10 protein-coding genes and 1 tRNA gene are annotated in these 11,881 nt (G+C 58.1%); 8 read left to right on the top strand and 3 right to left on the bottom strand.

The features are described 5' to 3' along the window. Both IQ273_RS00385 and IQ273_RS00380 read left to right on the top strand, forming a co-directional pair. A partial coding sequence (locus IQ273_RS00385) for an ATP-binding protein (RefSeq protein ID WP_194020976.1) occupies nt 1-1,418 on the top strand: 1,418 nt, incomplete at its 5' end. Between the two features lie 262 nt (nt 1,419-1,680). Beyond that, nucleotides 1,681-2,766, top strand: coding sequence for a serine/threonine-protein kinase (locus IQ273_RS00380; RefSeq protein ID WP_194020975.1), 1,086 nt, complete (start codon nt 1,681-1,683; stop codon nt 2,764-2,766). Between the two features lie 94 nt (nt 2,767-2,860). On the opposite strand, the gene IQ273_RS00375 is transcribed toward IQ273_RS00380, so the two are convergent. Further along, the gene (locus tag IQ273_RS00375; RefSeq protein WP_228052177.1) at nt 2,861-3,781 is read right to left on the bottom strand and encodes an alpha/beta fold hydrolase; all 921 of its coding nucleotides are present in this window, start codon (nt 3,779-3,781) and stop codon (nt 2,861-2,863) included. 254 nt (nt 3,782-4,035) lie between these two features. On the opposite strand from IQ273_RS00375, the gene IQ273_RS00370 reads away from it, so the two are divergent. The 4 genes from IQ273_RS00370 (at nt 4,036) to IQ273_RS00355 (ending at nt 9,310) form a co-directional block, all read left to right on the top strand. After that, nucleotides 4,036-4,662 carry a nucleotidyl transferase AbiEii/AbiGii toxin family protein gene (locus tag IQ273_RS00370; protein WP_194020974.1) on the top strand — a complete coding sequence of 209 codons (627 nt, stop codon included), beginning with the start codon at nt 4,036-4,038 and terminating at the stop codon, nt 4,660-4,662. A gap of 97 nt (nt 4,663-4,759) precedes the next feature. Beyond that, nucleotides 4,760-5,467, top strand: a complete 708-nt coding sequence (gene rpiA, locus IQ273_RS00365) for a ribose-5-phosphate isomerase RpiA (protein ID WP_194020973.1) — start codon at nt 4,760-4,762, stop codon at nt 5,465-5,467. 366 nt (nt 5,468-5,833) lie between these two features. Next, a complete protein-coding gene (locus IQ273_RS00360) occupies nt 5,834-7,654 on the top strand; it encodes a mechanosensitive ion channel family protein (RefSeq protein ID WP_228052176.1) in 1,821 nt (606 codons plus the stop codon). A gap of 15 nt (nt 7,655-7,669) precedes the next feature. After that, complete coding sequence (locus tag IQ273_RS00355; protein ID WP_194020972.1) at nt 7,670-9,310, top strand: MFS transporter; 1,641 nt, start codon at nt 7,670-7,672, stop codon at nt 9,308-9,310. Nucleotides 9,311-9,493: 183 nt separating this feature from the next. On the opposite strand, the gene IQ273_RS00350 is transcribed toward IQ273_RS00355, so the two are convergent. Together IQ273_RS00350 and IQ273_RS00345 are read right to left on the bottom strand one after the other, a co-directional pair. Beyond that, nucleotides 9,494-9,575, bottom strand: a tRNA-Leu gene (locus IQ273_RS00350). After that, nucleotides 9,554-10,423 carry a M48 family metallopeptidase gene (locus IQ273_RS00345; protein WP_194020990.1) on the bottom strand — a complete coding sequence of 290 codons (870 nt, stop codon included), beginning with the start codon at nt 10,421-10,423 and terminating at the stop codon, nt 9,554-9,556. Before IQ273_RS00345 ends, IQ273_RS00350 begins: the two co-directional genes overlap by 22 nt. 195 nt (nt 10,424-10,618) lie before the next feature. Between IQ273_RS00345 and IQ273_RS00340 the strand changes: the two genes are divergently transcribed. Both IQ273_RS00340 and IQ273_RS00335 read left to right on the top strand, forming a co-directional pair. Next, the gene (locus IQ273_RS00340) at nt 10,619-10,984 is read left to right on the top strand and encodes an EamA family transporter (RefSeq protein WP_194020971.1); all 366 of its coding nucleotides are present in this window, start codon (nt 10,619-10,621) and stop codon (nt 10,982-10,984) included. 108 nt (nt 10,985-11,092) lie between these two features. Continuing rightward, entirely contained in the window at nt 11,093-11,734 is a 642-nt protein-coding gene (locus tag IQ273_RS00335; protein WP_194020970.1) for a ParA family protein, read from the top strand. Nucleotides 11,735-11,881 lie beyond the last annotated feature (147 nt).

Below are 11,881 nucleotides of genomic sequence, written 5' to 3'. Positions count from 1 at the left end.
GAGCAGGGGGGCAGGGGAGCCAGAAAAAGAGTAAAAAGAAGGATGAGGGCTATGCTTCGCTGGAGGTGCAGAGCAGTGCCGATGTGGAGCTGCTGCCGGTAAAGACTATCCCGGCCCACTTTAGCCAGGTGTACGACGCCAGCGATCGCGACTTTCGAATTATTTTTGGCTGGGAAGACGACCCCCATCGCCGCAACTTTGCGATTGGCCAACCCATCGATATGGAGGTGCCCGTCTGCCTGGATCTCGACCGCTTTGTGGAGCGCAGCAACGGCATTTTTGGTAAATCGGGTACGGGCAAATCGTTCCTCACCCGGCTGCTGCTGGCGGGCACCATTCAGCGGGGGGCGGCGGTCAATCTCATCTTCGACATGCACTCCGAGTACGGCTGGGAGGCGGTCAGCGAGGGCAAACAGTTCAGCACTGTGAAGGGGCTCCGGCAGCTGTTCCCCGGCCAGGTGCAGATGTTTACCCTCGACCCTGAGGCGACAAAACGGCGGGGGGTGCGCGACGCTCAGGAGCTATACATCAGCTTTGATCAGATCGATGTCGAAGATCTGAACCTGGTGCGGGGCGAGCTAAACCTGTCGGAGGCCAGTCTAGAGAACGCCATCATTCTGCGCAACGAGTTTGGCAAGAGCTGGATCAACCGCCTGCTGACTATGACCAACGAGGAGATTCAAGAATTCTGCGAGACCAAGATGGGCAGCAAGTCATCGATTATGGCCCTGCAGCGCAAGCTCACTCGCCTGGCCGACATTAAATATATGAAAGCGGCTAGCGGCACCAACTATATTCAGCAGATTCTCGCCGCTATTGACGACGGCAAGCACGTGGTAGTGGAGTTTGGCTCGCAGTCGAACATGCTGGCCTATATGCTGGCCACCAATGTGATTGCCCGCCGCATCCACGCCAGCTACGTCAAAAAGGCCGATCGCTACCTCCAGACCAAAAACGTGGTGGACAGGCCCCGCCAGCTGATGATCACCATTGAAGAGGCCCACCGCTTTCTCGACCCGGCTACCGCCCGGCAGACCATTTTTGGCACTATCGCCCGTGAAATGCGCAAGTACTTCGTCACCCTGCTGGTGGTCGACCAGCGACCCTCGGGCATCGACAACGAGGTGATGTCGCAGATTGGCACCCGCATTACCGCCCTGCTCAACGACGAAAAAGATATCGACGCCATTTTTACCGGTGTGTCGGGGGGGCAGAGCCTGCGATCGGTACTGGCCAAGCTCGACTCCAAGCAGCAGGCTCTGGTGCTGGGCCACGCGGTGCCCATGCCGGTGGTGGTACGTACCCGCCCCTACGACAGCACCTTCTACACCCAAGTGGGGGCTACCGCCTGGGAAGAACTGCCCGACGACGTCGTATTCAAAGCGTCAGAAATGGCGCGGGCCGATCTGGGCTTTTAGGGCCGCGATCGCCTTCTAACGTGATACCCTAATGGCTATTGTCGCCAGTTATGTAGCCTTACCGCTGCTTAATCTCAAATTTTTAAGTATTGTTGAGAGACTTGCTAAGTTAATGGCATGAACGCCGCCCTGCGGTCGGCTGGTTATCATTTTTTTGAGTTCTTGTGCTCTTTTAACCGCAGTCGGGCTTACCACCCGATAGGCTAATTATTAAACTGGGAAATAGGCATCTTCCCCTCGCTTGAGGCCAGGCATAACTACTATGGCTAATCCACCAGGACAATCCCTAGATCGCACAGCCAACTCTGAAATTCGCCACTACTACCAGTCGCATCGGCTGTTTCGCGATCGCTACCGAGTGCTCAAAAAGCTGGGGCAGGGGGGCTTTGGGGTAACCTACCTGGCCCAAAATGCCACCCTGCCTGGAGAGCCCTATTGCGTGATCAAGCAGCTCTGCCCCAAGGCCGGTAGTGAGCTTTCGCTAGAGCGAGCCAAGGTACGGTTTCGCCGTGAGGCCAGAGCGCTGGCCAACCTGGGTAGCCATTCACAAATTCCGCAGCTGCTCGACTACTTCACCACCGAGGGCGAGTTTTATCTGGTACAAGACTATATCCACGGCGAAACCCTGGCCCAGGAAGTGCGTCGCCAGGGTCGGCTGACCGAGGCCCAGGTGAAGTATTTTCTGCGTGAAATTATTCCGGTAGTGCGCTTTATTCACCGCAACCGCATCATTCACCGCGATATTAAACCGCCTAACATTATTCGTAGCGAGCGCGAGCGCCGCCTGGTGCTGATCGATTTTGGGGCTGTACGCGAGTTTCTCTCCGATGTCGAAGATCAGGCCTCACTACAGGCCCCGGCTACCCAGTTCGTAGGTACCCCTGGCTTTGCCCCACCCGAACAGCTTGCTCTGCGACCCTGCTATGCCAGTGATATCTACGCTCTGGGTATCACCAGCCTCTATCTGCTGACGGCCCGCACCCCGATCGAGTTTGACCAAGACCCAAACACGGGCGCTATTCGCTGGCACCACACCGTTAACGTTAGCCCCCACATGACCACGGTGCTCGACAAAATGCTCATGCCCGATGCCCGCGATCGCTACACCACCATCGATCAGCTAGAGCGCGCCCTAGAGCTAGAGCCCCACCTAGAAGCCCTAGCGGGCTGCATGAACACCCGCGATCGCCCCCCCTATGCCCCCGATGGCGATCAGGTCGAACTCAACCCCGATGCCTATCTCACCCCCATTCAGCGCGAGGCCCAGGCGATTCGCAAATGGCGTACCAAGCGATCGCTGAGCCGAGGGCAGCAGGGTCGTCCGGCAGGGCCAGTGTCGCGACCCTAAGTGGGTTCAGGGTACAGGGTTTACGGCAGGCCTTGAACCTGAAACCTTGAACCACATACCTCCCACACCCTTCACTCTTAGGTGTGGCAGACGACTACGTCTTCTGGAGCCAGGTCAGCAGGCGCTGGTTGAAGTCGGCGTCGGTTTCGTCGTAGAGGCAGTGGCCTACCCCCGGCAGCACCTCAAGGGTCAGCAGAGGGCTGAGATTGGCTAGCCCCTTGGACTGGGCGACGGGCACTACGCGGTCTTGGTCGCCCCATAGCAGCAGGGTCGGTACCGCTAGCGTGGTCATCATGTCTTTGACCGAGGGGCTAAAGCTGGGCTGGGTCCGCGATCGCACCAGATAGCATAGGGTACGGGCGGCACCGCGATCGCAGGTAGGTAGCGCAAACAGGTTCACCAAGTCCTTATCCACCCGCTCCGGTACGGTGTAAATGCCCGCCAGCGCCCGCCGCAGAAAGCTAGGACGACGTACCAGGGTAAACAGCGATCGCATGAGTAGCGGGTTGGCGACTAGGCTTTCGACCCGCAGCGCTAGGGCCGCTATCCAGCCCGCCACCAAATCTTCGCGGTTGCCCTCTAGTGGCAGGGCAATTAGCGCCAGCTGCTTGACCCAGTCGCTATGGCTATGGGTCGCCGTCAGAGCTACTAGCGCCCCGAGCGAGTGGCCAACCAGCGCCACCGGCTGACCCACTACAGCCTGGATGAAATCGGCCACTTGATCTGCCCACAGTTCCGCACCGTAGAGGGTGGCCGCCTTCTCAGAATCGCCAAAGCCCAGCAGGTCGATGGCGTAGACCGGGGCCACCCGACTGAGCGCAGGCAAATTGTGCCGCCACTGGTTCAGGTTGGCTCCAAAGCCGTGAATAAGTAACAGCGGTGGCACCGTAGTGCCGACTGGGCCAGGGTGAAACCAGTAGCGCACCCGCCAGCCCCGCCAGTGCCAGAAGCGCTGGTAGCCGGACTGGCTCAGAGTAGAGGGCAAACTGCTCAACAGCGTCGGAGAGATAGCCATTAGCGACGAGAAAATAGCGAGACCAAACTATAGCCAGAGTCACCTAGATTAGGACATCAATAAAGCTTGAAAACGTTCAAACGTTTGAGCGCTCGTCTGACAGACGTCCTAAACAGATTGGCTGTAACTATACCTAAGGGGAGGAACTGACTTAACTACACTGTAGAGCAAACGCCCTGAACGACCACGACAAAGCAGCCTTCTAAAGCAAATGGTAGACTCGGGCGTAGGGTCTTTCGTTCAGGGAGCCACTCGTGATCAACGCTGGCATTTTGACCTTTCACGAATTTGTCATGGGAGAAACCCTACCGCTCGCAACCCTACAGGCGGGGGTGCTAGAGTTTTTGAAGCAGCGTGATGACGCTATTTTGTTTGGCGCGCAGGCCGTCAACGCCTGGGTGAATGAGCCGCGCATGACCCAAGATATTGACTTGCTCTCGAACCGGGCTGCCGACCTGGCCGAAGAACTGCGCATCTGGCTGGCCGAGCGGTTTCAAATTGCGGTGCGTATTCGAGAGGTAAAAGCTGGTTTAGACCGCATTTACCAGCTCCAAAAGTCAGGCAACCGCCATTTAATCAATATTAGAGCCGTGGCAACACTGCCCCCGGCTGAACGCATCGAGCAGGTTTTAGTCTTAACGCCTCCCGCGTTGATCGCCCAAAAAGTGATTGCGTTCTACCAGCGGCGGGGCAAACCCAAGTCAGGTACCGACTGGCGCGATATCGCCATGTTGCTGCTGGCGTTTCCAGAACTCAAAGTTGATGCGGGTCAGGTCACTCAGCAGCTGATCGCCGCTAATGCCTCCAGCGAAATCCTGACCGTTTGGCAAGATCTTGTCCATCAGACCATTCAACCCGTGGAAGAGGATGACGATTTTTAAGCCATAGCCTATCCACCAGGTGTTAGCCTATGCAGCCGTACCGGTTTAAGTCATGCTAGAGACCGAAAACGCAGTGATTTGTGGAGAAAAAAGAGCTATGGCTGAAATGGATCCTGTCAAGCTGATGAAGCAGGAAGTGGGTCGCCAGGCGGCGGCGCGGGTGCAGTCAAACACCGTCGTTGGGCTGGGCACTGGGTCAACCACGGCCTTTGCCATCCAGTTCATTGGCGAGCGGTTGGCCAGCGGTGAAATTAGCAACATCAAGGGCGTGCCGACCTCCTTTCAAGCGTCGGTGCTGGCCAAGCAGTACGGCATTCCTCTCACCACCCTTGATGAAGGTGACGAAATCGCCCTGGCTATCGACGGGGCCGACGAAGTTGACCCTCAAATGAACCTGGTTAAGGGCGGTGGCGCAGCCCACACCCGCGAGAAGATTGTGGACTCTCTGGCCAAAGAATTTATCGTGGTGGTGGATAGCTCCAAACTGGTCGACAAGCTGGGCACCACCTTTGCCCTGCCCGTTGAAGTCATGCCCCTGGCTGTTACCCCTGTGACCAAGGCGCTGGAGGCCCTCGGCGGTAAGCCCGACCTGCGGATGGGGATTAAAAAAGACGGCCCGGTGATCACCGACCAGGGCAACATGATTTTGGATGTGAAATTTGATGCGATCGATGATCCGGCTGGGCTAGAAAAGACGATCAACAACATCCCCGGCGTGCTCGACAATGGCCTGTTTGTCGGCGTAGCCACCGAAGTGCTGGTGGGCGAAGTCAAAGACGGCCAAGCCAGCGTGCGTAAGCTGTAGGACGTCAAATTTTGTGTGTCAATAGCCGAGGGCTGCGATTCTGTTCGGCCCCCGGCTGTTTTTTTATTGTGACGTTACAGCGTGCCATGAACTATGCGCATGGAGTTGGTTTATTGCCTTTGGCAAGGCTTCGCTAACGTTCCTCAACCGCAGCCTACATCTGGTCATTTTACTGATGGCAACCTGCTTTCTGAGATGTTCAAGTGTACGATATGTCGAGCGTGTGGAGATCCAGACTGAGGGGCGATCGCTCAGTTCTTTTAAGGAAATAAATGATTTTGTAGGCCCAGCGGTCAGCCGTCATACACTGCTTATACCAGTCCAGTCGACTGGGTTTATTTTTAGGGCCGGTTAGCAATCAACGCTATGGTTTTTTTAGCAGATTGGCGCGTTCAAAAGCGACAGCTTAGAGGCTGGCTGCTGGGCCTGGCGATGGTGCTGCTGGTGATCGTGCCGCCCATGCTAGCCGCTGGGGATTTAACAGCCCCGCCATCAGAAGGCGCTGGGGTAGAGCAGGCTGAGGCAGAGCGCCCTGGGGGCGAGAACGCTAGCCCGGTTCCTTCACAGGCGGTGGTTGGCAACGTGGTCGATGGCTTTCCGGTAGTGCTGGATGGGGAGCCGCTGTTCTACGTCAGGCAGGGAATTGCCGGGGTGACCTCCGCTGAGGAACGGGCCGCGATTATCACCCAGCGAGTGAGGGCGATCGCCGCCGACCCGACCTTTACCCCAGCCACCATTCGCGCCGAGACTGAAGAAAATCAAAGCGTAGTGCTGGTGGGCGATATGGTGCTGTTTACCGTGCGCGAAGACGATGCCGGGGCCTACGGGCGATCGCATCCTGAACTAGCCGCTGATGCCGTGGAGCGAATTCAGCAGGGGGTCGTTAGCTACCGCGAGCAGCGCAGTATTCAGCGCATTGTCACCAGCCTGGGCATGACCATTCTCAGCACTATTGGAGTATTTCTGGTGCTGAGAGGGATTTTGTTTGGCAGCTCTAGGCTACTGACCTACATTCGGCGGCAACGCAACGCCAACACCCTCGCCATTCGCATTCACTCGGCGCAGGTTTTAGGGTCTGGGGCCACCAGCTATTTGCTCGGCGGGCTAGTGCGTCTGCTGCGCCTGGGGTTGATTTTGCTGGCGCTGTATCTATATGTGCCCTTCGTGCTGAGCCAGTTTCCGGCCACGGCAGAGTTTGGCGATAGTCTGCTGCAAGACATGGCCTTTCGCCTCAGTTTTCTAGCCCAGGGGTTTGTGGCCTACCTACCCGAACTGGCCATGCTGGGCGTAATTGCCGTTGTCACCTACTACGTGATTGAGTTTGCTCGGCAGGTAATTGTTGAGCTGGGTCGCCACGATGTCTATCCCTGGTTTTACCCCGAGTGGATTCAGCCGACGATTCGGCTGGCGATGTTGCTGATTGTGGCGATCGCCCTGGTGATTGCCGGGCCGTATCTGCCGGGGTTTGGTTCCCCAGCGTTTCAAGGAATTTCGATCTTTTTGGGGGCGCTGCTCACCCTGGGCTCGTCGTCAGCGGTAGCCAATGCCCTGTCGGGGATCATTTTGATCTACACCCGCGCCTTTCAGCTCAGGGATTTTATTCGCATTAACGATGTGGTAGGCGAGGTTGAAGACAAGTCGCTGTTTGTCACCCGCGTGTTGACGCCCAAGCAAGAGACCGTCACCATTCCCAATGCTTCGGTGCTCAACAGCAACGTGATCAACTACAGCGCCATCTGCCGCGAGTCGCACGGGTATCTGCTGCTCCACACCACCATTACCCTGGGCTACGACCTGCCCTGGCGCAAAGTACACAAGGTGCTAATCGAGGCCGCCCTGGCCACCCCCGACATCAGCCCGGTGCCAGAGCCCTTCGTGCTGCAAACCGCGCTCAACGACTTTAACGTCAGCTATGAGCTAAATGCCCACACGGCGCATCCGGAGAAAATGCCGGTGATCTACTCTCACCTGCATCAAAACATTCAGGATTTCTGCAACACTGCCGACATTGAAATTTTGTCGCCCACCTTCTCCGCGCTGCGCGACGGCAACCACTCCACCATTCCTGCCGACTACCTGCCCGCTGACTACACCGCCCCAGCATTTGTGGTAAAAGGCAGCAACGGTCAGCCGCCCCTGGCAGACTCTAGGATAAAAGAGTCTCAGCCCGATACCAACGGTGCCTAACTCCTCTAGATGCAGATGGTCACTCCACCAGCCCTTCGGCAACCAATTTTAGAGACCTGGGGCCAGCCGCTGGGGCTGTGCCTGATTTTGTTTATGCTGTCGTACACGATTGGGGTGGTGCAGCCGATTATGCCGCCCCTGGTGCAGGAGTTTAACTCCAGCGTGGGCTATGTGCAGTCGGCCCTGGTGCTGATGTCGCTGGTGACGGCCTCATTTACCCCCACTGCCGAAAACCTGAGCCGACGGCTGGGGCGACGGCCGGTGCTGGCGATCGCCCTGGGGTTCTTTGCCCTAGGGCTGGTGGTGATTATTCTCAGCCCCAATATTGGTCTATTTACCCTAGGGCTGGCGGGGTGCATTGGCGTGGCCGGGGCCGTGCTAATGAGCACTCCGGTCGCCCTGATGGATACCCTCCCCGGTGAGGTAATCCAAAAATATGGACTGGTGGCGCTGGCGATCGCGGGCGTACTTGGTGCCCTGGTCGGCTCCATTACCGGCGGCGTGATGGCTTTTGACTTTAGCTGGCGCTGGGCCTTTGCCTTCGAGCTGGGGCTGATTCCGATCATCTGGTGGCTGGTGCGCTCTATTGCGGTGCCCGCCCCAGTCCAAACGCTGCCCGCCGACTGGCCGGGGGGGCTGCTCTCGGTGGCGGGGTTTGGGCTCACGCTGGTGGGGCTCAGTCTGGCCTCCGAGCTGGGTTGGTGGCAGCCTAAGGGCAACCCTCAAACCCTCGATTTTGTGCTGGCTCCGTTTGGTATTTCAGCGGCCCCGGTGCTGATAGCGACGGGGTTAGTTTGCCTGGGGCTGTTGATCTTTTGGGAGCGGGGGCGATCGCGTTTAGGGCAGCCGTCGCTGCTGCGTCTGGGGGTATTTAACCGCCGCATTTATACCCTGGGCTTAACCATTGGCACTCTGCACACCATGACCACGGTGGGAGTGCAGTTCAACCTGTTCCAGTTCATTCCAGCGGTGCTGGGGCTCAACCCCATTCAAACCTCCATTGCGGTGATTCCCTTCACCGTGGCCCAGCTGGCCGTTCTTCTTCTGCTGGTCAAACGGCGACCTCAGTTTCCGCCCCGCTACCTGCTGCAGTCGGGGCTGGTGGTCAAGACGGTTGGTATTGCCATGCTGTGGGCCGCCGTTAGCCCTCCGGTAACGGCCCTAGAGCTGCTGCCCGCCCTGGTGGTGATGGGGGCTGGCACGGGCCTGTTTGTCACCTACATTACCTCGCTCACCTTTGCCGATACCCACAAAGACCAAAAAGCCGAAGCGCGCGGGGTCTACCGCCCCTTTCAAAACCTAGGTGCCTCGCTGGGGCGAGGCATTTTGGGCACGATGCTGGTGAGTGTGGCCTCGCTCAAGATTGTGGACGGCATTTTGGCCGAGCTGGGGCAATCCGTTGCCCCTGAGGTGCGGCGCAATGCGGTGCGATCGCTCCAAGTGGCCATTCAAACTCTGCGGCGCAGCGATCGCCGCGATCTATTCGACCAACTGCCCGACTCCCTTCAGCCCGCCCTCAACGGCATTTTGCGAACCGCTGCTGTACAAGCGATGCAGAGCACGCTGCTGGTAATTTTGGCCCTGTGCCTGCTGTGTCTGGGGCTGTCATTCTTGCTGCCCAAGACCGTCAAAACGATTGAGGCACCTATTGAGTAAGTCGAGCAAGTATTTCACTCAAACAAGCTGTCTCTGTTGCTACGGGTAGCGCGAAGGGGTTGAAGTGGCGACAAGATAAAAGGCCCTTAAGGCCAACGCTGGGTTGCTTGGCTCTAAGCTCGATGAACCCAAAAGAGATATCACCGAAAAAGAAGATTACTCAACCCAACGTTGAGATGATAGTGGGCGGAGCGAGACTCGAACTCGCACAACCGAAGTCGCCACATTTTGAGTGTGGTGCGTCTACCAATTCCGCCATCCGCCCTTGGATGAGTCCCCATTATACTCGACTGCTGGGCGTTTTACCAGCTGGTAGTAATCATTGGTGCTGGCCCAGCGATCGATCTCTCTAGCCCGCAGTACGGGCACTGGGTGAGTCAGGTCTTGAGTGCGAATTTGCCGCAGGGCATCGCCCAGGGCATCGGCGCTGAGGGTGTCGTAGGCGCGGGCCTGGTCAATAAAGGCGTCTACGTTGAGCTGACCAATGAGCGAGGGCGAGCCGCCGCAGAGCTTCATCAGCAGTGAGGCGACAACGCGGGGGTCTTGGGCAACGAGTAGGGCAGCGCGATCGCAGGTAAACTCGGCACAGCGCACCCACTCCATCAGCTGATTCTGAAGACTTTGAGCCAGCACCCCGCCCAGGGGTAGACTGCCAGCCGCCAGGGTCAGCAGGTTAGCCAGGGTGAGATAAACGCTGTGCTCACACTTGAGGTGGCCCAGCTCGTGGGCGATCACCGCCTGGGTTTCCGCTGGCGTCAGCAGCTCCAGCAGGGCCGTGTGGATGACGATGAAGGGCTGCTCACCGCGCATGGCGAAGGTGTAGGCGTTGGGCACCGGGTTTTGGCGTACGTAGAGCTGAGGCACATCCAGGTCGAGAATTTGGCAGGCTTCGACTAGCGACTGATGCAGATCGGGCAGCTGGCGATCGCTCACCTGCAAGCTAGAGGCCAAATGGTCGAGGTGAAAAAAACGCTCTGCCAGGGGAGCCAGGGCCATACGCACCACTACGTCGAGCCCCGGCAGCTGCTTTAGGGCACGGGTGGCTTCGAGATCGAGGGGATGGCGAAACTGGTCGGCCCGCAGCCCAACCAGAAGGGTTTTGCCGGTCATAATTCAGGGAGCTATGCAGTGTCTTCTATCGTAGCTTGGGGAAGCGGGCTTGGCCTGCGGGCCAGTTTCCCTGCGCCTCAAAAGTTCGCTACTATACCTCTCTGGCATCGATCGCTGAAGCACTGATTGCTGAGTCTGCCAGCAGCTCACTAACTGCGCTCCAAAGACCTCTTTTAAGGCCTGTTTTAAGGAAACACCGTGACGATTCAGGAATTTAGTCTGCTGCTAGCGGCCGTGCTGGCCAGCGCCTTTGGCCAGCTATTTCTTAAGTTGGGAGCAGTGCAGCTGGGCCAGGTGACGAGCGCCAATGCGATCGCCCACATCTTAAGCATTGCCACCACACCTACGCTAATCGCCGGTCTGACGGCCTACGGTGTCGGCGCAGTACTCTATATTCTGGTGCTCACCCGGGTTGAACTCAGCGTTGCGGCCCCGGCGGCTTCTATGATCTACCTGGCCTCTGTTTTGATTGGGGTGCTGGTCTTTAAGGAAGATCTGTCGCCCGGTCGCCTGGTCGGGCTAGGGCTAATTATGGGCGGCGTGGTGCTGGTGGCCTCTCGGTAGCGGCAGGCAGAGCACAGACAACGCCTCTTGATGTCCAATCAGGCAGGGCAGACAATGGGGCCAGGCGATCGCTAGGCTCAAGTCAACGGCGTTGCTTGCACCCATCCCATGATTGTGACCGTAGCCAGCTTTAAAGGAGGCGTGGGCAAAACCACCACCGCCATTCACCTGGCGGCTTTTTTGCAGGGCTACGCCGAAACTTTGCTGATCGATGCCGACCCCAACCAGTCAGCGCTAACCTGGGCCAGTCGGGGCGAGCTGCCCTTCATGGTGGTCGATCAGTGGCAAGCTGGAGCCATTCCTACCCCCCATGGCCACGTAGTCATTGATACGCCAGCTCGACCTATGGCCGCAGACCTAGCCCTGCTAGCGACCTCTTGCGATCTACTGATATTGCCAACCACCCCCGATATTCTCGCCCTCGATGCGCTGGCGCTGATGGTACAGCACCTGGCCGGGCTACCCATCGCCCCTTACCGCATTCTGTTGACCATGATTCCGCCCCACCCCAGCCGGGCCGGAACCGAAGTGCGAGAGATGTTGACTACCACCGGGCTGCCCCTATTTACAGGCGGCATTCGCCGCTACGCTGCCTTTCAAAAAGCCGCTATGGCCGGTACAGCGGTCTACGACGTGAAAGACCCCAAAGCCGAGATCGGCTGGCAAGACTATGCCGCTGTTGGTAAAGAGGTCTTGGCCTACACGCTGAAGATAGAAGGTCAGGGAAACGAGGAAGCGATCGGTCCCTGAGCGAAGTCGAAGGGAGGGCCTGAGCGAAGTCGAAGGGAGGGCCTGAGCGAAGTCGACCCAATCGGTCCCTGAGCGAAGTTGAAGGGAGGGCCTGAGCGGAGTCGACCCAATCGGTCCCTGAGCGAAGTCGACCCAATCGGTCCCTGA

The organism is Nodosilinea sp. LEGE 07298 (assembly GCF_015207265.1).
Lineage (GTDB): Bacteria > Cyanobacteriota > Cyanobacteriia > Phormidesmidales > Phormidesmidaceae > Nodosilinea.
This window is presented reverse-complemented; position numbering and strand designations above follow the sequence as displayed.

Coding starts and splice junctions, on each gene's coding strand:
- IQ273_RS00380 (WP_194020975.1), top strand. CDS start 1,681: ATGGCTAATCCACCAGGACAATCCCTAGATCGCACAGCCAACTCTGAA.
- IQ273_RS00375 (WP_228052177.1), bottom strand. CDS start 3,781: ATGGCTATCTCTCCGACGCTGTTGAGCAGTTTGCCCTCTACTCTGAGC.
- rpiA (WP_194020973.1), top strand. CDS start 4,760: ATGGCTGAAATGGATCCTGTCAAGCTGATGAAGCAGGAAGTGGGTCGC.
- IQ273_RS00360 (WP_228052176.1), top strand. CDS start 5,834: ATGGTTTTTTTAGCAGATTGGCGCGTTCAAAAGCGACAGCTTAGAGGC.
- IQ273_RS00355 (WP_194020972.1), top strand. CDS start 7,670: ATGGTCACTCCACCAGCCCTTCGGCAACCAATTTTAGAGACCTGGGGC.
- IQ273_RS00335 (WP_194020970.1), top strand. CDS start 11,093: ATGATTGTGACCGTAGCCAGCTTTAAAGGAGGCGTGGGCAAAACCACC.